This window comes from Streptomyces guryensis, assembly GCF_021261325.1.
Classification (GTDB): Bacteria; Actinomycetota; Actinomycetes; order Streptomycetales; family Streptomycetaceae; genus Streptomyces; species Streptomyces guryensis.
Map to the genome: position 1 here is coordinate 69,637 of NZ_JAJSBI010000036.1, position 19,734 is coordinate 89,370.

The window sequence follows — 19,734 nt, forward strand, 5'->3', positions numbered from 1 at the left end:
GGCGGCGAACGTAGGGACGGCGCCCCTCAGGGACGTTGGGCGTCGATGAGAACCGGCTGTGAACGCCGAGGAAGCTCAAGGCCCCCTCACACCGCCATCAGCGGTGAGTCGTCCCGCCACTTGAGGATCTTGTCGAAGCTCACCACCGTGCCCGCCCGCCCCGGCTTGTTGCCGATGTGGACGTGGTCGGCGAGCTCCCGGATCAGCCCCAGGCCCCGGCCGTGCTCGGCGTCGGGGCGGGCTGGGCGGGGCGTCGAGGGGAAGGCGAACCCCGGGCCGGAGTCGGTGACTTCGATACGGCACTTCTCGCCGTCGAGGTAGGCGGTGACCCGGTACGCCTCCGAGGAGGTGCCGTGCGCCATGTCCCCGCCGTGCTCGACGGCGTTCGCACAGGCCTCGGTGAGGGCGACGGAGAGGTCGTACGAGACGTCGGGGTCGACGCCCGCCGTCTCCATCGTGCCGAGCAGCAGCCGTCGGGCGAGCGGAACGCTCGCAGCTTCACGCCGCAAGTGGAGTGACCACCAGATGCTCATGCTCCAGCCTCCAGGCCGCGGCTCGACATACCGTTTCTTATTGCCGCGCGCACCCCTGCGTAAGCACGGAGTTGACGTGATGCCGCCCATATGGGCGATGCGTCCCAAACAGAATCGGTGTATGTGATGCCCAGTCGTACCAGAAAGTGATCTTCCGGTCGCTACGGAACCTTGCGGACCTGCCGTATGGCACCCGCCGGGCCAGTGCGATGATGAGCCCGCCATGACTGCCCCCCACCAGCGCACGGCGCGCTCCGGAAACGATCTCCGGATACTGCGGGCCGCGGTGTTCGCCGCGGTCTGCGTCGTGCTGGCCGCGGGCGGTCACACCCTCGCCTCCTGCGCCACGGTTCCACTGTGGACGCTGGGCGCGGGATTCCTGGGGGCCGTCCTGGTCGCGGCACCGCTCGCCGGCCGCGTGCGCTCACTGACCGGGATCGCGGCACTGCTCGCGGCCGGACAGACCGTGCTGCACACGCTGTTCGGGCTGGGGCAGCAGACGGCCTCCTCGGGCGCGATGTCGATGTCCTCCATGGCGTCGACGTCCGGCGCCTCGCTGGTGGAGCGGGCGGCGCGGCTCGTGTGCGGGACGACGGCCGCGGCGATCAGCCCGGCCCAGGCCCGCCGGATCCTCGCCGACGCCCGGCTCTCCCCGGACACGGCCACGCGCATGGACATGAGCTCCATGCACCATCCGGCGGACGCCCTGTCCACCGCCGGTTCCTCGGCTTCGCTGCTGCCGTCCCTGCCCATGCTGCTCGGCCATGTCCTCGCGGCGATCGCCGCCGGCTGGCTGCTGCGCCGCGGTGACCTGGCCCTGCTGCGGCTCATGGAACTCTCGGCCCACTCCATGGCAGACGGCACATTCGTACGGTCCCTGCGCGCGGCGCTCGCGCTGGTGCGTGCCCTGCGCGCCGGGCTCCCGGCCGTGCCCGAGGCGGGCCCGCGACCGCCGCGCACCGCGCTGCTCGCGCCGCCGAAGCCCCGTACCACCGCACTCCAGCACACGGTGATCAGGCGCGGCCCGCCGGCCGCGGCACTCGTCCTCGCCGTCTGACGCGACGCGACCGCCACTACTCCACAGCCGTGGGTCGGGGCCGCCGTCGTGCGGCACACGCGCGTGCCCGCATGGCCGACATGCGTGCGCACGCCTTCCACCGACCACCGGAACTCACTCGAAACCCGAAGTGGAGTGCATCCGCTCATGAAGGCTTCCCGTCTCGCCGCCACCGGCGCCCTCGCCGCCTCTGCCGTAGTCGTCCTGTCCGCACCCGCGTTCGCGCACGTCAGCGTGCAGCCCGAGGGCACGGCCGCCAAGGGCGGTTACGCGGTCGTCGACTTCAAGGTCCCCAACGAGCGCGACGACGCCTCGACCACCAAGCTCGAGGTGACCTTCCCGACCGACCACCCGCTGGCCTCCGCCATGCCGGAGCCGATGGACGGCTGGAACATCAAGGTCACCAAGTCCAAGCTCGCCAAGCCCATCGAGGTGCACGGCAAGAAGATCAGCGAGGCCGTCTCCAAGATCACCTGGACCGCCGACGGCAAGGGCGTCGAGCCCGGCTACTTCGAGAAGTTCCCGGTCTCCGTCGGCGCGCTGCCCGAAGACGCCGACGAACTGACCTTCAAGGCCCTCCAGACGTACTCCGACAACGAGGTCGTGCGCTGGATCGAGGTGCAGAAGGACGGCGCCGAGGAGCCCGAGAACCCGGCCCCCGTGCTCACCCTGTCCGCCGCCTCCGAGGACGGCCACGCGCACGGCTCGACCGCCGAGGACGCCTCCGACAAGTCCAAGACCGCCGAGAACACCGCCGCCGACACCTCCGCCACGCCCGGCAGCAGCGACACCACCGCGCGCGTGCTGGCCGTCGTGGGCATCGTCGTCGGCGCGCTGGGCGTGGCGTACGGCGTGCTCGCCGGACGTCGTCGCAGCGACGCCTGAGGCCCGTTCCTCCGTGTGGTGCACCGGGGGTCATACGACCCCCGGTGCACACCGAAGCTCTCACATCTGGGACATTTTTCTATGCGCAAGAAGACGTATGCCGCGGCCGCGCTGCTCGCCGCCGCCACCCTGACCCTCTCCGCCTGCGGCAGCGGTGACGACAGCAACTCGCCCGTCGCCGTGGTCTCCGAGGACACCTCGCAGAAGGCCGCGACCGTACTCGACACGCCCTTCGAGAAGCCGGACCTCGTCCTCACCGACACCAAGGGCAAGAAGTACGACTTCCGCAAGGAGACCGCGGGCCGGCCGACGCTGATCTACTTCGGCTACACCCACTGCCCCGACATCTGCCCGCTGACGATGAGCAACATCGCCGTCGCCAAGAAGCAACTGCCCAAGGCCGAGCAGGACAAGCTGCGGGTGGTGTTCGTCACCACCGACCCCCAGCGCGACACCCCTTCCGAGCTCGGCAAGTGGCTCAAGGGCATCGACCCCCAGTTCGTGGGTCTGACCGGCGACTTCGCCACCATCCAGGCCGGTGCCCGCACCCTCGGCATCTCCATCGAGCCGACCCACAAGGACAAGAAGACCGGTAAGACCGTCTCGGTGCACGGCACCCAGGTCATCGCGTTCTCGCCGAAGACCGACGGCGGCTACGTCCTCTACGGCGAGGACGCCCAGGTCGGCGACTACACCAGGGACCTCCCCAAGATCATCAAGGGAGAGAACCCGTGAGGCACCTCGTCGTGCCCGCCGCGGTACTGGCGGGATCGCTGGCTCTGGCGGGCTGCGGCAGCTCCGACGACGCGAAGGCCGAACTGTCCGTCAACTCCCCCTACATGCCCCAGCCCGTCTCCGACATGGCCGCGGGCTTCCTGACCATCGCCAACAAGGGCGGTACCAAGGATGAACTGACCTCCGTCACCAGCAGCGCCGCGGGCAGCGTCACCGTCCACGAGACCGTCGGGCAGTCCATGGAGGAGGTCAAGTCCCTGGACGTCCCCGCACATGGTCAACTCGTGTTCAAGAGCGGCGGCAACCACCTGATGTTCGAGAACCTGAAGCGGAAGCCGAAGCAGGGCGAGAAAGTGACCCTCGAACTGCACTTCGCCAAGTCCGGCCCGATCAAGGTTGAGATGCCGGTCAAGTCGGCCACGTACAACCCCGCGACCGGCCACTGAGGGAGGGACCACCGTGACCCAGACCATCACCCCCCGCCGTGTGCGGACCCTGGCGCTGCTGCTCCTGGCCGTCCTCGGCGTGCTCCTCGCCGGCGCCGGGCCGGCCTCCGCGCACGCCGCGCTGACCGGCAGCGACCCCTCGCAGGGGGTGGTGGTCGACAAGGCGCCCAGCCAGGTCACGCTCACCTTCTCCGAGAAGGTCGCCACGTCCGACGACTCACTGCGCGTCCTCGACCCCAAGGGCAAGCGCGTCGACACGGCCAAACCGACCAACGTGAGCGGCACGTCGTACGCCGTGCAGCTGCACAGCGGCCTGGCCGACGGCACGTACACCGTGTCCTGGCAGGTCGTCTCCGCGGACAGCCACCCGGTCGCCGGCGCCTTCACCTTCTCCATCGGCGCCCCGTCCAGCACCAGCGTCTCGGTCTCCGACCAGACGGTGGGCGGCGGGATCGTCGGCTGGCTGTACGGCTTCGGGCGGTATATGTCGTACGCCGGCTTCATCATCATGGTCGGCGGCGCCGCCTTCGTCCTCGCCTGCTGGCGGCGCGGATCCGGCGTACGGCCGTTGCAGCGGCTCGTGGTCTCCGGGTGGCTCGCGCTCACCTCGGCCACCCTCCTGCTGCTTCTCCTGCGTGGCTCGTACACCAGCTCCGGCAAGGTCGGCGACATCTTCGACCTGAGCCTGCTCGGCCAGGTGCTGCAGACCAAGTCGGGCGCGGCACTGGTCTCCCGGCTGCTGCTGCTCGCCGCGGCGGCCCTGTTCATCGCGGTGCTCTTCGGCGCCTATGACAAGCGAGAGGACGAGGAGAAGCGCGACCTGACGTTCGGGCTGGCGATCGGCGGCTTCGTGGTGGCCGCCGGGCTCGCGGCGAGCTGGGCCATGGCCGAGCACGCCTCCACCGGGCTCCAGCCGGGCATCGCGATGCCCGTCGACGTCGTCCATCTGCTGGCCGTGGCCGGCTGGCTCGGCGGCCTGTGCGCACTCCTCGTGGCGCTGTACCACTCGGACACCCCGATCGAGGCCGCGGCAGTGCGCCGCTTCTCCCGTGTCGCCTTCAGCAGCGTCCTCGCGCTCGTCGCGACTGGCATCTACCAGTCCTGGCGCCAGCTCGGATCCTGGTCCGCGTTCACCGACACCGCATACGGACAGTTGCTGCTCGTCAAGATCGGGCTCGTGGCGCTGCTCGTCGGCATCGCGGGGATCTCCCGGCGGTGGACGGCACGACTCGCCGACACCGCCGTCGTGAAGCCGCGCGAAGAAGCGGTGAAGCAGGACAGGTCGGAGAGCGACGACCTGGACACGAGGGAGCCGGCGGCCGCCCGCGCGGGGACCGGCTCGGCCCAGTCGGGGACGGCGTCCCCCGGCTCCGCGGCTGCCGCAGGACCGAGGGCCGCTCGCGGCTCCACGGCCGACGGCGGCTTCGCCTCCGCCGCCGACTCCGACTCCGAGGAGCCCGAGGAGCCCGACGCGTCCGGGGCCGTCGGCGAGACCCGGGCCTCCGGTGCCTCCGAAGCGCCCGCCGGCTCCGAGCGCGCCGCCCAACTCGCCCGCCAGAAGGCCGCCATGGCCACTGCACGGCAGAAGCGGCAGCGCGACGCCGACCCCGACCGGTTCGGCCTGCGACGCTCCGTACTCGCCGAGGCGGGCGTCGCGGTCGTCCTGCTCGCCGTCACCACCGTGCTGACGCAGACCGAGCCCGGACGCACGGAACAGGAGGCCAAGGCGGCCACCTCGTCGTCCTCGTCGTCCTCCTCTTCTTCCTCGGCGGACTCGTCGTCCGGAGCGGTGACCCTGACCATGCCGTTCGACACGGGCGGCACGGACGGCAAGGGCGTCGTGTCCGTCGACCTCGACCCCGCCCGCGTGGGCGGCAACGACATGCACGTCTACGTACAGCGGCCCAACGGGCGCGCCTTCGACATCCCCGAGGTGAAGGTCGCCTTCACCCTGGAAGCCAAGAAGATCGGGCCGCTGCCCGTCAGCCCCGACCACATCACCACCGGACACTGGGCGACGAACGGGGTGCAGATCCCCATGGCCGGCGACTGGAAGGTCGCCGTGACCGTGCGCACCTCCGACATCGACCAGGTGACCGTCTCCAAGAACGCGCAGATCGGCTGAATCGCACCATGGCTGACAAGTCCATCCGGGAGGCCCGCACTCCCGACACAGTTCGCAGCGCAGCTCCAGAAGAGGGCGTTGCCGAAAAAGCGCTCTCCAGAGACGGCATTTCGCGACGGAAGCTGCTCGGCACCGCCGGCGCCACCGGACTCGTGCTCGGCGCGGCCGGCGGAGCCGTGGGATACGCCGCCGCACCCTCCGAGGCCACCCCGCTCAGTTCACTCGGCTCCAATCGGGTGATGTTTCACGTGAAACACCAGCCCGGCATCACCGAGGGCCTCCAGGCCCGCGGCCACCTCGTCGCCTTCGACCTGACGGCGGGCACGGGCCGCAAGGAGGCTGCCGCACTGCTGCGCCGCTGGTCGGCGACGGCCGAGCGGCTGATGGCGGGCGAGGCGCCGGCACACGACGACACGGACGTGGCCCGGGACGCCGGACCTTCCTCGCTCACCCTCACCTTCGGCTTCGGCCACAGCTTCTTCTCCCGCACCGGCCTGGAGAAGCAGCGCCCCGTCTCCCTCGACCCGCTGCCCGACTTCTCCTCCGACCACCTCGACAAGTCCCGCAGCGACGGCGACCTGTGGGTGCAGATCGGCGCCGACGACGCCCTGGTGGCCTTCCACGCCCTGCGCGCGATCCAGAAGGACGCGGGCAGCGCGGCCCGTATCCGCTGGCAGATGAACGGCTTCAACCGCACTCCTGGCGCCACCGCCCACCCCATGACGGCCCGCAATCTCATGGGGCAGCTGGACGGCACCCGCAATCCCAAGCCGGCCGAGCCCGACTACGACAAGCGGATCTTCGTCCCGTCCTCGGGCTCCCACGACCCCGCCTGGATGGCGAACGGCTCCTACGCCGTCGTACGCCGCATCCGCATGCTCCTCGACGACTGGGAGAAGCTCTCTCTCAAGGCCCAGGAGAACGTCATCGGGCGCCGCAAGTCCGACGGAGCCCCGCTGTCCGGGGGCACCGAGACAACCGCGATGGACCTTGAGAAGACGGACGCGAAGGGCAACTACGTGATCCCCGGCAACGCCCACGCCCGCATCTCCCGCCCCGACCAGAACGGCGGTGCGGCCATCCTGCGCCGCCCGTTCTCGTACCATGACGGGTTCGACTCGGGCGGCGTCCCCGACGCCGGTCTCCTCTTCGTCTGCTGGCAGGCCGACCCGCTGCTCGGCTTTGTCACCATCCAGCGCAAGCTCGACCGCGGTGACGCCCTGTCGAGGTACATCCGCCACGAGGCGAGCGGCCTGTTCGCGGTACCGGGCGGGGCGGCGCAGGGCGAGTACGTGGGGCAGCGGCTGCTGGAGGGGTGAGCGGTCACGCGGGAGCGCGACTCTCGTGGGCTCCTGTGAGACACGTGAGCCGCGTTTGCGTAAGGCCCATTAGGGTGAGGTCATGCCAGCGAGCTACGCGTATCTCGGCCCCGAGGGCACCTTCACCGAAGTCGCCCTGCGCACCCTTCCCGAGGCGGCCACCCGCGAACTGATCCCGTACGTGTCCGTCCAGTCCGCGCTCGACGCGGTCCGCGCAGGCGAGGCCGAGGCCGCCTTCGTGCCGATCGAGAACTCCGTCGAGGGCGGCATCACCACCACCCTCGACGAGCTGGTCGCGGGCGCCCCGCTGATGATCTACCGCGAGGTGCTGCTGTCGATCACGTTCGCGCTGCTGGTCAGGCCGGGTACGAGGCTCTCCGACATCAAGACGGTCTCCGCCCACCCGGCTGCCCAGCCGCAGGTGCGCAACTGGCTGAAGAACAACCTCCCGGACGCCCACTGGGAGTCCGCGGCCTCGAACGCGGACGCCGCCCGCCTGGTCCAGGAGGGCCAGTACGACGCCGCCTTCGCGGGCGAGTTCGCGGCCGCCCGGTACGGCCTTCAGGCCCTGGAGACCGGGATCCACGACGCCGAGAACGCGCAGACCCGGTTCGTGCTGGTCGGCCGGCCTGCCCGGCCCGCCGCACCCACCGGCGCGGACAAGACGTCCGTCGTGCTGTGGCAGCGCGACGACCACCCCGGCGGCCTGCGCGATCTGCTGGGCGAGTTCGCCACCCGCGGCGTCAACCTGATGCTGCTGCAGTCCCGGCCCACGGGTGCCGGCATCGGCAACTACTGCTTCTGCATCGACGCCGAGGGCCACATCTCCGACCGCCGGGTGGCGGAGACCCTGATGGGGCTCAAGCGGATCTGCCTGGAAGTGCGTTTCCTCGGCTCGTACCCGCGTGCGGACATCGGCGTTCAGGACGTGCGCTCACCGCGGCAGGGGACGTCGGACGAGGAGTTCGTCGCGGCGTCGCACTGGGTCGCGCGCTGCCAGGACGGCCGCTTCTAGTCAGTGGGGCCGGCCGGTCCTACCTGCAGATTTTCGTTGTCCACAGAAGTTATCCACAGGCAAGGTTCTCGACCTGGGGACAAGTCGACACGGAACCATGACTCTGTCGACAAATCAGCCTGCGAGCCTGTCTCGCGTCCATCAGCTCGCACGTCACCGTTCGTCCACCTGTTTCCTTTAGGCAATCCTTTGAGGCGACCACTTTCCACTCGAAAGTGGTGGTAAATCAGGGTCTGAGGCAGGATTCCTCGGCGCTACCCACCGGTTTCGGAGTGATCAATTCCGAAATCCACAGACCCACTGCACAGCCTGTGGATAACTCTTCGAGGGGTGTGGATCGCTGTGGACAACCAATCCCCAAGTCCCGGTCCCCACAAGGGAATCGAGTCAACCGGGCACCAGCCGTCTGCCCCGTACCAGGGAGTGAGACGCCTTTTGTTGACACTGTGCGCATTTCGCCCATAACTGAACGTAAGCCGCAATAGACAACTGTTGGGAATGGTGAGTCGTGGGCCGTATCCCCGCACCGGTAGCCTTGGCCGCGTGATTGACCTTCGCCTGCTCCGTGAGGACCCCGACCGTGTGCGCGCGTCCCAGCGCGCCCGTGGAGAGGACGTCGCGCTCGTCGACGCTCTCCTGTCTGCCGACGAGCGGCGCAGGTCGTCCGGCGTCCGCTTCGACGAGCTGCGTGCCGAGCAGAAGCAGCTCGGCAAGCTCATCCCCAAGGCCTCCGCGGACGAGAAGGCGGAGCTGCTGAAGAAGGCGAGCCAGCTCGCCGCCGACGTCAAGGCCGCCGACGCCGAGCGCGACGCCGCCGACACCGAGACGCAGGAGCTGCTCCTCCAGCTCGGCAACCTCGTCCACCCCGACGTGCCCGTCGGCGGCGAGGAGGACTTCGTCACCCTCGAGACGCACGGCACGATCCGCGACTTCGGCGCCGAGGGCTTCGAGCCCAAGGACCACCTGGAGCTCGGCACCCTCCTCGGCGCGATCGACGTGGAGCGCGGCGCGAAGGTCTCCGGCTCGCGCTTCTACTTCCTGACCGGTGTCGGCGCCCTGCTCGAACTCGCGCTCGTCAACGCGGCGATCGCCCAGGCCACCGCGGCCGGCTTCACGCCGATGCTGACGCCCGCCCTGGTGCGCCCCCAGTCGATGGCGGGCACAGGCTTCCTCGGCCAGGCGGCCCAGGACGTCTACCACCTCGACAAGGACGACCTCTACCTGGTCGGCACCTCCGAGGTCCCCCTCGCCGCGTACCACATGGACGAGATCCTCGACGCCGACCGTCTCCCCCTTCGCTACGCGGGCTTCTCGCCCTGCTTCCGCCGTGAGGCCGGCTCGCACGGCAAGGACACCCGGGGCATCTTCCGCGTCCACCAGTTCGACAAGGTCGAGATGTTCTCGTACGTCACCCCGGAGGACTCGGAGGCCGAGCACCAGCGTCTGCTGCAGTGGGAGAAGCAGTGGCTGACCTCGCTGGAGCTGCCGTTCCGCGTCATCGACGTCGCCTCGGCCGACCTGGGCTCCTCGGCCGCCCGCAAGTTCGACTGCGAGGCCTGGATCCCGACGCAGGGCAAGTACCGCGAGCTGACCTCGACCTCGGACTGCACCGAGTTCCAGTCGCGCCGCCTGTCGATCCGCGTCCGTGACGGCAAGCAGGTCAAGCCGCTCGCGACGCTCAACGGCACGCTGTGCGCCGTGCCGCGCACGATCGTGGCGATCCTGGAGAACCACCAGCAGGCCGACGGCTCCGTCTACGTGCCGCCGGTGCTGCGCCCGTTCCTGGGCGGCCGAGAGGTCCTGGAGCCGGTCTCCAAGTGAGCGACACGTCCACGGCCGCGGGTTTCCCGTACAGACTCATCGCGACCGATCTCGACGGAACGCTCCTGCGCTCCGACGAGTCGGTCTCGCGGCGCACCCGGGGCGCGCTCGCCTCGGCCACCGAGGCGGGCGCCGCACACATCGTCGTCACCGGCCGCGCGGTCCCCTGGACCCGGCACATCCTCGACGACCTCGGCTACGAGGGCCTCGCGGTCTGCGGCCAGGGCGCGCAGGTGTACGACGCCGGAACGCACCGTCTGCTGACGTCGGTGACCCTGGACCGGCAGCTGGCGGGCGTGGCCCTGGCCAAGATCGAGGCGGAGGTCGGCCCGCTGCACCTGGCGGCCAGCCGTGACGGTCTGGACGGCGACGTGCTGGTGGGGCCGGGGTACGCGCTCACCGGCGAGCTTCCCGTGACGCCGTTCACGGACGCGTCCGACCTCTGGACGGCTCCGCTGAACAAGATCTACATACAGCACCCGGTGCTGTCGGACGACGAGCTCGCCGAGGCTGCGCGCGCGGCCGCGGGCGGCTTCGTCACCGTCGCGATGGCGGGCGAGGGCATCGTGGAACTGCTGCCCCTGGGCCTGTCGAAGGCGACGGGGCTGTCATTGGCGGCCCGCCGCCTGGGCATCAAGGCGGCGGAGACGATCGCCTTCGGCGACATGCCCAACGACATCCCGATGTTCGCCTGGTCGGCGCGGGGCGTGGCGATGGCCAACGCCCATGAGGAGCTGAAGGCGATGGCGGACGAGGTGACGTCCTCCAACGAGGAGGACGGGATCGCGGTGGTGCTGGAGCAGTTGCTGCCGTAGCAGCGACGTCTGACGTCCGTAGCTGCGGGCAGTCGTGCCGCTGGGGCGGCCCCGCCCCACAGAGCGGCGCCTCGGAGCGCCGAGTTGTGGGGCCGACCGGGCCACCCCAGCGGAGGGCCCCCCCTTGCAGCGGGGGCGACGTGGGAAGGCGGCCCACGCGAGAGCGACATCGCGTGCTCGAAGCGGCCGCCCCGGGCAGCTCCCCGTGCGGAGCGGGTTCGACGGTGGGGTAACTACACCGGAACCCGCCGCGGGCTGCCCTGTCGGGAGCTGGACGTACTGTCGTGCATGGACATCGCCCGGCTCCTCTCCCTGAACGTGGCGCCGGCGCAGCATCCAAAGGTGCGGGCGTCCGGCGGTGTGGACACAACCACTGTGCCTGTCGGACGAGTTGGACGCCACTGAATAAAACCACTGTCCACAAGGGGCGTACGGGGATCAGCGCCGCCGCCACTTGCGTCGGCGGGCCTTGCTGAAGAACCACCCCGCAGGCGGCTCGTCGGAGCGCCACGGCTGCGGCTCGGGCCCCTCGTTGCGCCAGCGTGCGGCGAGCATGCGGGCACGGGCAGACGGCTCGGAGGTCTCGGCGTCCCGTATGAAATCCTCGTCCAGGACCAGTTCGTCCCAGTCGTCTGCCATTCCCGTTCCTCTCAGCCGTACATCCCCAGGTGCGTCAGCCGTACATCCCCATTTGCCCAGTCTGCCCGGACAGAGGTGAAGTCCCCGTCAAGGTCAGGGCTTGTCACTCCTCACCGGCGAGCGTCAGTGTGCGCAGCTTCTGTCCGGCGTACCAGGTGGCCAGGACGGTCACCGCGACCAGGAACACCGTGGCCGTCGTCAGGCCTACGTCGGAGGTGACCAGGTCGCCGCCGGCGACCTTGTGTGCCACTGCGAGGGACCACTGCTGGACGCTGAGCGTCCGCGCACCCGGTACCAGGGAGCCGAACAGCGCCTCCCACACCAGCGCGTACACGAGCCCGAACACCACCGCGTGCCGGGACACCGTGCCCAGCAGCAGGAACAACGCCGCGTAGGCGATGGAGGAGACCAGCGCGGCGACCGTGTAGGCGACCGCGATCTGCTGCCCGTTGCCGTTGAGGATGAAGCCGGCGATGAGGGTGGGCAGCGCGGAGAACACCATCGTCACCGCGACCGCCACGATCAGCTTGGTGAAGATGATCGTCGGCCGCTTCAGCGGCTTGGAGAGCAGATACACCACCGAGCCGTCGTCGATTTCCGGTCCGATCGCGCCCGTGCCGGCGATGACGCCGATGAGCGGCACCATCGTGGCAAGCGCCAGCTTGCCCAGCAGGTCGGAGGCCGTCTGGTCGTCGGCGCCGGCGAGGGCGCGTACGACGACGGAGATCGCGATCAGCAACAGGGGCAGTGCGCCCAGGATGAGTGCCCGGCGACGGCCGAGCAGGGCCCGGTAGGTGAGCCGGGCGACTGTGGGGTCGTACATCTTTCGGCCTCCTACGCCGCGACCAGATACGAGAAGACGGACTCGAGGGACTCGTCGGACGGCGAGACCGTCAGCAGCCGGATGCCGTGGTCGCGGGCGACCCTGGGCAGCAGCGCCGTGAAGCGGCCGAAGTCGACGGCCTGGATGCGCAACGCGCCCTCCGCCAGGTCGACCTCGATGCCGGACGTCGACGGATCGGCGATCAGCGCGGCCGCCAGCGCGCGGTCGTCACTGGAACGCACCAGGTAGCGGTGCGGGCGGTCGGTCATCAGGCGGCGGATCTTGCGGAAGTCGCCGCTGGCCGCGTGCCGCCCGGCGACGACGACCTCGATGTGCCAGGCGAGTTGCTCGACCTCTTCGAGGATGTGGGACGAGAACAAGACGGTGCGGCCCTCGTTGCCCATGCGTCGCAGCAGGTCCATGAGCTGCATGCGCTGGCGCGGGTCCATGCCGTTGAAGGGCTCGTCCAGAAGGAGGAGCGAAGGATCGTGGACCAGGGCGCTCGCCATCTTCACGCGCTGGCGCATGCCCTTGGAGTACGTGGAGATCTTCCGGTCCTGCGCGTACTCCATCTCGACCGTGGCCAGCGCCCTCTGGGCGGCCTTGTCGCCCAGGCCGTGCAACTCGGCGTTGGCGACGACGAACTCGCGGCCGGTGAGGAAGTCGTACATCGCCTCGCGTTCGGGGACGATGCCGATGTGCTTGTAGATCGCCTCGTTGCGCCAGACCTGCTGCCCGTCGAGGGTGACGGTGCCGGTGGAGGGGGCCAGGAAGCCGGCCATCATGTTGATGAGGGTGGACTTTCCGGCGCCGTTCGGGCCGAGCAGGCCGGTGACGCCGGGGCCGATCGTCATGGTGATGTCGTTGACGGCGACCACGTTGCCGAACCAGCGGGAGACGTGGTCGATCTGGAGCGTGGTCACAGTCCCACCTTCTTGTAGCGGCGCAGCAGGAGGCCGTAGGCGGCGGCGATCAGACCCAGGGTGAGCAGGACGTACACCACGCCCTGACCGGTCGAGGGGCCGTGGCCGCCCGGGAGGGCCGGGGTCGCGCCGAGGAAGGCGGACTGCACGCCGTCGATGAGCGTGACCGGCGAGAAGAGACCGATCCAGGGGATGGCGCTCGTGCTGCCCTGGTTGTAGGCGATCGCCTGGAGCGTCGAGACGGCGCCGTAGGAGACGATCAGGACGGCGATCACGGCCGCGATGCCGAAGCCGCGGCGCGGGGTGACCGACGCGATGACCAGGCCGATGCCGGCGAACAGCAGCGAGAGCAGTGCCACGGATACGAGTCCCTCGGCGAACCCCTTGGTCTGGTCGGCGAAGTCGAGCTTGGCCAGCAGCGCGCCCACATAGAGCACGACCAGCGGGGCCGCGGTCAGGATGAACATCGCCGAGGCCAGCGCCGCGTACTTCGCGCGCACGTAGTCGGCGGTCTCGATCGGCCGCGAGAAGTACAGCGGCACGGTCTTGAAGCGCAGGTCGCGCGAGACGGACTGGGGTGCCTGCGAGGCCACGTACAGGCAGATGACGGACTGCATGATGATCGCGTAGCGGGTGTACGCGACCGGCAGTGCGTGCGCCTTGGTGGCGACGGCCACGGCCACCATGATGGCCGCCGGCACGCACATCACCGCGAACAGCAGCATCGGCAGCACCTTGGACTTGATCGAACGTCCGAGGCCGTAGGCGCCGCGCAGGGACTGCGAGTAGAGGGAGCGGGTCGCGTAGGAGCGGCCGAGACGGGGGCCGTCGTAGCTGCGGTAGCCGATGTTGTGGATGCGGGTCTGGTCACCCGGCGCAGCCGCCGGGGGGTGCTCAACTGCCATGGCCGACCGCCTCCTTCCGCTGCTCTTCCTCGTTCTTGAAGACCTCCGAGATGTGGTGCCTGCGCTGCTCCATGCGCACCAGGCCGAGGCCGAGATCCGCGACGACGTCGCGGACGAGGTCGTACGTCTCCTCGCCCTGCGCCGTGAGCAGCAGGATGTGCCCGGCACCCGGCAGGCCGTCACTGCCGTCCGCGACTTCCACCCCGCGCGCGTGCAGCGTCTCGCGCACCGCGCGCGTGCCGTCCGGGTGCTCGTCGCTGTCGGTGACCTCGATCGCCAGGGTGGTCGTGGTCTGGGTGAAGTCCGTGGTGGAGCTGGAGCGCAGGAGCTTGCCGCCGTCGATGACGACGACGTGGTCACAGGTGCGCTCCAGTTCGCCCAGGAGGTGCGAGGTGACCAGGACCGAGATGCCGAAATCGGTATGGATGCGGCGGATCAGGCCGAGCATCTCGTCGCGGCCGACCGGGTCGAGGCCGTTGGTCGGCTCGTCCAGGAAGACCAGCTGCGGGTCGTGGACCAGCGCCTGCGCGAGCTTGACGCGCTGCTTCATACCGGTCGAGTAGCCGCCGATGGGGCGGTAGCGCTCCTCGTACAGGCCGACATGGCGCAGCGTGTCCGCGGTGCGCTCACGCGCGGCCGTGGGCGGCAGGCCCGACATGCGCGCCATGTGGACGACGAACTCGGTGGCCGAGACGTCGGGCGGCAGACAGTCGTGCTCCGGCATGTAGCCGACCCGCTCACGGATGTCGGCGCCCTTGGTCGCGACGTCGAGCCCGAGCACTTCGGCGCGGCCCTCGGAGGCGGGGGACAGACCCAGAAGGATCTTGATCAGTGTTGACTTGCCGGCTCCGTTCGCTCCGACGAGTCCGGTCACACCGGGCCCGACGTCGACGGAGAGCCGGTCAAGCGCGGTCACCCGGGGGAACCGCTTGCTCAGGCTTTCGGTCGCGATCACAGTCACGCCCTCGACGATAGTGACGCGGACCACGCCGGTCGTCAGACCGCAGAGCTGTCCTGGCATCAGACTCCAGGCGTACGGGTCCGTAGGGGATTCCCCTACCTGAGAGCTACGCAGAGTTATCCACAGCCCGGACCCCTCCTATTGACGCAGCCTCTAACAACTGTCACATTCACCAGTGTCAAGTTACGGGCACGTACCGCAGTCGGCGTGGACGAGGGTGGGCGGTGGCATGACGACAGCAGTGACAGGTGAACTCTCCGCGCGGCTGCGGGGGTTCAGGCAGGTGCAACGCCTCGCCTACGAGTGCGCGGAGGCGGTCGCCGCGCAGCTCCAGCCAGGGGTGACCGAGCGCGAGGCGGCCCGTATGCAGCGTGTCTGGCTGCGCGAGCGAGGGGTGCGCGACTGGTTCCACCTGCCCTTCGCCTGGTTCGGGGACCGCACGGCGTTCGTGAACTTCCGCATCCCGCTCCAGTTCTTTCCGACGGACCGGCGGCTCGAGCCCGGGATGCCGTTCATCCTGGACATGGCTCCCGTGTACGACGGCTTCACGGCCGACATCGGCTACTCGGGCTCCCTCGGGATCAACCCCGTACAGGACAGGCTCATGGCCGACCTGGAGGCGCACCGCGAACTGATCCTGCGCGAGGTGCGCGAGCGGCGCCCACTGCGCGCGATCTACGAGGACGTGGACCGCCTCATGGTCCGCCAGGGCTATGCCAACCGGCACCGCGCGTATCCCTTCGGCGTGATCGCGCACAAGGTCGACCGGGTGAAGCAGCGCCGCTGGTCACCGCATCTGTTCGGGTTCGGCACCCAGTCCCTGAAGGGGCTCGCCTCCGACGCGCTGCACGGCCACCGCGACGGCTGGTCCCCGCTGTGGTCGCCGTACCGCTTCTCCGACCACCCTCCGCAGCCGGGCCTGTGGGCGGTCGAACCCCATCTCGGCTTCAGGGGTACGGGCGCGAAGTTCGAGGAGATCCTGGTCGTCACAGACTCCGGGGACCCCGAGGAGAGCGCCTTCTGGCTGGACGACGATCTGCCGCACGTGCGGCGCTGGGCGGAGGACAAGTGACGCGCTTCACCCAAGCGATGCCGAAGGGCGCGCGGGAGCGCCGTGTGCGGACCGGCGGCGTCGAACTGTGCGTGGCCGAGCTGGGGGATTCCGGGCAGCCGACGGTGGTCCTCGTGCACGGGTATCCCGACAGCAAGGAGGTGTGGTCCGAGGTCGCCTCGCGGCTCGCCGAGCGCTTCCACGTCGTCCTGTACGACGTCCGGGGACACGGCCGGTCGACCGCACCGCAGCCGCTGCGCGGAGGCTTCACCCTGGAGAAGCTCACAGACGACTTCCTGGCAGTGATCGACGCCGTCAGCCCGGGCCGTCCGGTGCACGTCGTGGGGCACGACTGGGGCTCGGTGCAGTCCTGGGAGTTCGTCACCGTCAAGCGCACCGAGGGACGCATCGCCTCCTTCACCTCGATGTCCGGCCCGTCCCTCGACCACTTCGGGCACTGGATCAACAAGCGCGTCAAGCGGCCCACCCCGCGCCGTGTCGGCCAGCTCCTCGGCCAGGGCGCCAAGTCCTGGTACGTGTACCTGCTGCACACGCCCGTACTGCCCGAACTCGCGTGGCGAAGCCCCCTAGGCAAGCGCTGGCCGCGCATCCTGGAGCGCTTCGAGAAGGTACCCGGCGGCGACTACCCGACGTCCTCACTCCCCACGGACGCGGCGCACGGCGCCTGGCTGTACCGGGACAACGTCCGGGCCAGGCTGCGTAGGCCCCGCCCGGACGCCTACGCGCACGCACCCGTGCAGCTCATCACGCCCCTGGGGGACGCGTTCCTGTCGGAGAGGCTCTACGACGAACTGGAGCTGTGGGTCCCGCAGTTGACCCGTCGCACACTCCCGGCCAAGCACTGGATACCACGGACCCGCCCCGACCAACTGGCCGCCTGGATCACCGAGTTCGTGACGGCCACGGAGGGAGGAAAGACCAGGGTGCAGGCATCCGGCAGGTACGCCGAGCGCTTCGGCGGGCAACTCGTCCTCGTCACCGGGGCGGGCAGCGGCATCGGACGGGCTACCGCGTTCGCCTTCGCGGAAGCCGGCGCACGCGTGGTCGCCGTCGACCGGGACGCCGAGGCCGCCGCCCGCACCGCCGAGCTCTCCCGTCTGATCGGCGCCCCCGAGGCCTGGGCGGAGACGGCGGACGTCGCCGACGAACAGGCCATGGAGAAGCTCGCGGAGAAGGTCGTCGCCGAGTACGGCGTGGTGGACGTCCTGGTGAACAACGCCGGGATCGGCCTGTCCGGCTCCTTCTTCGACACCAGCCCGGAGGACTGGAAGAAGGTCCTCGACGTCAACCTGTGGGGCGTGATCCACGGCTGCCGGCTCTTCGGCAAGCAGATGGCGGAGCGCGGACAGGGCGGCCACATCGTCAACACCGCGTCGGCGGCCGCGTACCAGCCCTCCAAGGCACTGCCCGCCTACAGCACCTCCAAGGCGGCCGTACTGATGCTCAGTGAGTGCCTGCGCGCCGAGTTGGCGGGCCAGGGGATCGGCGTCAGCGCGATCTGCCCCGGCTTCGTCAACACCAACATCACCTCGACCGCACGCTTCGCGGGTGTGGACGCCGAGGAGGAGAAGCGGCGCCAGAAGAAGTCGGCACGGCTGTACGGCCTGCGCAACTACCCGCCGGAGAAGGTCGCCGACGCGATCCTGCGGGCGGTCGTACGCAATGAGGCGGTCGTGCCGGTCACACCGGAGGCCAGGGGCGCCCACCTCATGTCCCGGTTCACCCCGCGCGCATTGCGGGCGATCGCACGCATGGAGCCACCGTTGTGAGTGGGCAGTCACCCAGAAGCGCCGGCGGACGGAGGCACTCAGCATGCAGACGCCGTACCGCATAGAGGATCTGGCCCACCGCAGCGGCGCCACCGTCCGCACCATCCGCGCCTACCAGGACCGCGGCCTCCTCCCCCGTCCCGAGCGCCGTGGCCGTGCCAACCTCTACTCGGACGCGCATCTCGCCCGCCTGCGCCAGATCGCCGATCTCCTGGACCGCGGCTACACCCTGGCCTCCATCAAGGAGCTGCTGGAGGCATGGGACGCGGGCCGCGGCCTGGGCGGGGTGCTCGGGCTGGTCGCCGAGGTCGACGGCCCGTGGACCGACGAGGAGGCGGTACGGATCTCGCGCGCCGAACTGGACGAGCGCTTCGGCGGCGACCCCGACGACGCGGCGGTCGCGGACGCCGTGGAGCTGGGCGTGCTGGAGCCCGTTGCCGGCGACGAGGACTCCTTCCTCGTACCGAGCCCCCAAGAGCTCGCCGTGGCCGTCGAGTTGCACGCGGCCGGTGTCCCGCTGGCCGCGATCTCAGGCCATCTCCGGGAGTTGAGAGGACAGGTCGAGCACATCGCCGCCCGTTTCCTGGAGTTCACCACCGAGCACGTCTTCGCCCGATACCTCGGCGGACCGCACCGCCCGACCGACGCGGACGCGACAGAAGCCGCCTCGCTCGTACGGCGGCTGCGGCCGCTCGCGCAGCAGACGGTGGACGCGGAACTCGCCCGGGCGATGCGGTTGTTGGCGGTACGGCAGCTGCGGCAGCAGCTCGGCGCCGGCGAACCCGCGCCGGACCGCCCTACGTCACGCTCCGTGTCGTTGCCCGAGGAGACAATGCGGGCGGTTGAGGGGCTGGTTGGTCCGGAACGGGCAGCGGAGTTCGTCCGTCTGGCAGCCGAACGGGAGGTGAGAGCAAGGGCGTTGGACGCGCTCACGTCAAGCGAGGCGCCCCCAGCTGATCTTGACGAACACCACTGACATGTAAGCGTAGTTGTCCACAGAACCGCCAAGTAGCCTGTGGATAACTATAGTTGGTTGTGGATCAAACCTGCCCCCAAAAATAATCTGCGTGATCCCCGTCTCTCCCGTCATGCTGAACGGATGGACGAAAGACGCATGGATGAAAGACGCACCGTAAAGGTGTCGAAGTACCTCTCGAAACACCTGCGCCACCAGCCCGAGCGGATCGGGCTCGCACTCGACGAGGCCGGCTGGGTCGAGATCGACGTACTGATCGCCGCGGCCGCTGCGCACGGCTTCCGGTTCACCCGTGAAGAGCTGGACCATGTCGTCGCCGCCAACGACAAGCAGCGCTTCGCCGTCGAGGGCACTCGAATCCGCGCCAGCCAGGGCCACAGCATCGAGATCGACCTCGGACTCGCCCCGGCGGTCCCGCCGGCGTACCTCTACCACGGGACGGTGGCCCGCAACCTGGACGGGATCCGCGCCGAGGGGCTGCGGCCCATGAACCGGCACGACGTGCACCTCTCGCCGGACCGCGAGACCGCGACCCGTGTCGGCGCCCGCCGCGGGCGGCCCGTCGTGCTCTCCGTGGACACGGCCGCCATGCACCGCGACGGGCACGTCTTCCACGTCAGCGAGAACGGGGTGTGGCTCACCGAGGCCGTGCCGCCCCAGTACCTGCGCTTCCCTCAGCCGCACTGACGCCACGCGCACTGACGTCAGCCGCTCTGACACCAGGACGGCCTCGCTGCGTGGCCGTGCGACCGCGCATGGTGACTGTTTCTTCCGTTGCCAGTGGGGCGGCTTAGTGCGTTGTGGCAAAGGAAGCCCCTGTTCGATGAGCAGGGGCTTCTTCGTGTGTGGGGCATGACCGCGACGGTGTAGGGGCAGGCAGGGGACGGCTTGTTGTGGATCAAGGAGGGTGCGATG

Annotated in this window: 19 protein-coding genes; 13 read left to right on the top strand and 6 right to left on the bottom strand. The window is 69.7% G+C overall.

Annotated features, from left to right (window positions below; translation table 11 throughout):
- Window positions 1-86: 86 nt before the first annotated feature.
- Window positions 87-533 carry an ATP-binding protein gene (locus LJ657_RS42735; protein ID WP_232655099.1) on the bottom strand — a complete coding sequence of 149 codons (447 nt, stop codon included), beginning with the start codon at window positions 531-533 and terminating at the stop codon, window positions 87-89.
- A gap of 223 nt (window positions 534-756) precedes the next feature.
- On the opposite strand from LJ657_RS42735, the gene LJ657_RS42740 reads away from it, so the two are divergent.
- The 9 genes from LJ657_RS42740 (at window position 757) to LJ657_RS42780 (ending at window position 10,751) form a co-directional block, all read left to right on the top strand.
- Window positions 757-1,590, top strand: coding sequence for a hypothetical protein (locus tag LJ657_RS42740; RefSeq protein ID WP_232655100.1), 834 nt, complete (start codon window positions 757-759; stop codon window positions 1,588-1,590).
- Window positions 1,591-1,737: 147 nt separating this feature from the next.
- Window positions 1,738-2,475 carry a YcnI family copper-binding membrane protein gene (locus LJ657_RS42745; RefSeq protein WP_232655101.1) on the top strand — a complete coding sequence of 246 codons (738 nt, stop codon included), beginning with the start codon at window positions 1,738-1,740 and terminating at the stop codon, window positions 2,473-2,475.
- Window positions 2,476-2,556: 81 nt separating this feature from the next.
- On the top strand, window positions 2,557-3,210 hold the full coding sequence (locus LJ657_RS42750; protein ID WP_232655102.1) for an SCO family protein: 654 nt from the start codon (window positions 2,557-2,559) through the stop codon (window positions 3,208-3,210).
- Window positions 3,207-3,656: a copper chaperone PCu(A)C gene (locus tag LJ657_RS42755; RefSeq protein ID WP_232655103.1), complete on the top strand. Its 450-nt coding sequence runs from the start codon at window positions 3,207-3,209 to the stop codon at window positions 3,654-3,656. The genes LJ657_RS42750 and LJ657_RS42755 overlap by 4 nt, the downstream gene beginning before the upstream one ends.
- Window positions 3,657-3,669: 13 nt before the next feature.
- Window positions 3,670-5,781, top strand: a complete 2,112-nt coding sequence (locus LJ657_RS42760; protein WP_232655104.1) for a copper resistance CopC/CopD family protein — start codon at window positions 3,670-3,672, stop codon at window positions 5,779-5,781.
- A gap of 8 nt (window positions 5,782-5,789) precedes the next feature.
- Window positions 5,790-7,100 carry an iron uptake transporter deferrochelatase/peroxidase subunit gene (gene efeB, locus LJ657_RS42765; protein WP_232655105.1) on the top strand — a complete coding sequence of 437 codons (1,311 nt, stop codon included), beginning with the start codon at window positions 5,790-5,792 and terminating at the stop codon, window positions 7,098-7,100.
- An 82-nt stretch (window positions 7,101-7,182) separates the two neighbouring features.
- Entirely contained in the window at window positions 7,183-8,115 is a 933-nt protein-coding gene (gene pheA / locus LJ657_RS42770) for a prephenate dehydratase (protein WP_232655106.1), read from the top strand.
- A gap of 543 nt (window positions 8,116-8,658) precedes the next feature.
- Window positions 8,659-9,936 (top strand): serine--tRNA ligase, encoded by a 1,278-nt coding sequence (serS, locus tag LJ657_RS42775; protein ID WP_232655107.1) that lies wholly within the window; start codon window positions 8,659-8,661, stop codon window positions 9,934-9,936.
- Window positions 9,933-10,751, top strand: coding sequence for an HAD family hydrolase (locus tag LJ657_RS42780; protein WP_232655108.1), 819 nt, complete (start codon window positions 9,933-9,935; stop codon window positions 10,749-10,751). The genes serS and LJ657_RS42780 overlap by 4 nt, the downstream gene beginning before the upstream one ends.
- A 438-nt stretch (window positions 10,752-11,189) precedes the next feature.
- On the opposite strand, the gene LJ657_RS42785 is transcribed toward LJ657_RS42780, so the two are convergent.
- The 5 genes from LJ657_RS42785 to LJ657_RS42805 all read right to left on the bottom strand — a co-directional run bounded on the left by LJ657_RS42785 (window position 11,190) and on the right by LJ657_RS42805 (window position 14,996).
- The gene (locus LJ657_RS42785; RefSeq protein WP_232655109.1) at window positions 11,190-11,390 is read right to left on the bottom strand and encodes an SGM_3592 family protein; all 201 of its coding nucleotides are present in this window, start codon (window positions 11,388-11,390) and stop codon (window positions 11,190-11,192) included.
- A 103-nt stretch (window positions 11,391-11,493) separates the two neighbouring features.
- Window positions 11,494-12,213 carry an ABC transporter permease subunit gene (locus tag LJ657_RS42790; protein WP_232655110.1) on the bottom strand — a complete coding sequence of 240 codons (720 nt, stop codon included), beginning with the start codon at window positions 12,211-12,213 and terminating at the stop codon, window positions 11,494-11,496.
- 11 nt (window positions 12,214-12,224) lie between these two features.
- On the bottom strand, window positions 12,225-13,136 hold the full coding sequence (locus tag LJ657_RS42795; protein ID WP_232655111.1) for an ABC transporter ATP-binding protein: 912 nt from the start codon (window positions 13,134-13,136) through the stop codon (window positions 12,225-12,227).
- Window positions 13,133-14,041, bottom strand: coding sequence for an ABC transporter permease subunit (locus tag LJ657_RS42800; protein WP_232655112.1), 909 nt, complete (start codon window positions 14,039-14,041; stop codon window positions 13,133-13,135). Before LJ657_RS42800 ends, LJ657_RS42795 begins: the two co-directional genes overlap by 4 nt.
- Window positions 14,031-14,996, bottom strand: a complete 966-nt coding sequence (locus tag LJ657_RS42805; protein ID WP_232655120.1) for an ABC transporter ATP-binding protein — start codon at window positions 14,994-14,996, stop codon at window positions 14,031-14,033. Before LJ657_RS42805 ends, LJ657_RS42800 begins: the two co-directional genes overlap by 11 nt.
- 235 nt (window positions 14,997-15,231) lie before the next feature.
- On the opposite strand from LJ657_RS42805, the gene LJ657_RS42810 reads away from it, so the two are divergent.
- The 4 genes from LJ657_RS42810 (at window position 15,232) to LJ657_RS42825 (ending at window position 19,506) form a co-directional block, all read left to right on the top strand.
- Window positions 15,232-16,074 carry a M24 family metallopeptidase gene (locus LJ657_RS42810; protein WP_232655113.1) on the top strand — a complete coding sequence of 281 codons (843 nt, stop codon included), beginning with the start codon at window positions 15,232-15,234 and terminating at the stop codon, window positions 16,072-16,074.
- Between the two features lie 17 nt (window positions 16,075-16,091).
- The gene (locus LJ657_RS42815; RefSeq protein ID WP_232655121.1) at window positions 16,092-17,843 is read left to right on the top strand and encodes an SDR family oxidoreductase; all 1,752 of its coding nucleotides are present in this window, start codon (window positions 16,092-16,094) and stop codon (window positions 17,841-17,843) included.
- A gap of 43 nt (window positions 17,844-17,886) precedes the next feature.
- Window positions 17,887-18,819, top strand: a complete 933-nt coding sequence (locus LJ657_RS42820) for a MerR family transcriptional regulator (protein ID WP_232655114.1) — start codon at window positions 17,887-17,889, stop codon at window positions 18,817-18,819.
- Between the two features lie 138 nt (window positions 18,820-18,957).
- A complete protein-coding gene (locus LJ657_RS42825; protein WP_372488053.1) occupies window positions 18,958-19,506 on the top strand; it encodes an RNA 2'-phosphotransferase in 549 nt (182 codons plus the stop codon).
- Window positions 19,507-19,734 lie beyond the last annotated feature (228 nt).

Coding starts and splice junctions, on each gene's coding strand:
- LJ657_RS42735 (WP_232655099.1), bottom strand. CDS start 533: ATGAGCATCTGGTGGTCACTCCACTTGCGGCGTGAAGCTGCGAGCGTT.
- LJ657_RS42740 (WP_232655100.1), top strand. CDS start 757: ATGACTGCCCCCCACCAGCGCACGGCGCGCTCCGGAAACGATCTCCGG.
- LJ657_RS42745 (WP_232655101.1), top strand. CDS start 1,738: ATGAAGGCTTCCCGTCTCGCCGCCACCGGCGCCCTCGCCGCCTCTGCC.
- LJ657_RS42750 (WP_232655102.1), top strand. CDS start 2,557: ATGCGCAAGAAGACGTATGCCGCGGCCGCGCTGCTCGCCGCCGCCACC.
- efeB (WP_232655105.1), top strand. CDS start 5,790: ATGGCTGACAAGTCCATCCGGGAGGCCCGCACTCCCGACACAGTTCGC.
- pheA (WP_232655106.1), top strand. CDS start 7,183: ATGCCAGCGAGCTACGCGTATCTCGGCCCCGAGGGCACCTTCACCGAA.
- LJ657_RS42785 (WP_232655109.1), bottom strand. CDS start 11,390: ATGGCAGACGACTGGGACGAACTGGTCCTGGACGAGGATTTCATACGG.
- LJ657_RS42790 (WP_232655110.1), bottom strand. CDS start 12,213: ATGTACGACCCCACAGTCGCCCGGCTCACCTACCGGGCCCTGCTCGGC.
- LJ657_RS42800 (WP_232655112.1), bottom strand. CDS start 14,041: ATGGCAGTTGAGCACCCCCCGGCGGCTGCGCCGGGTGACCAGACCCGC.
- LJ657_RS42810 (WP_232655113.1), top strand. CDS start 15,232: ATGACGACAGCAGTGACAGGTGAACTCTCCGCGCGGCTGCGGGGGTTC.
- LJ657_RS42815 (WP_232655121.1), top strand. CDS start 16,092: ATGCCGAAGGGCGCGCGGGAGCGCCGTGTGCGGACCGGCGGCGTCGAA.
- LJ657_RS42820 (WP_232655114.1), top strand. CDS start 17,887: ATGCAGACGCCGTACCGCATAGAGGATCTGGCCCACCGCAGCGGCGCC.
- LJ657_RS42825 (WP_372488053.1), top strand. CDS start 18,958: ATGGATGAAAGACGCACCGTAAAGGTGTCGAAGTACCTCTCGAAACAC.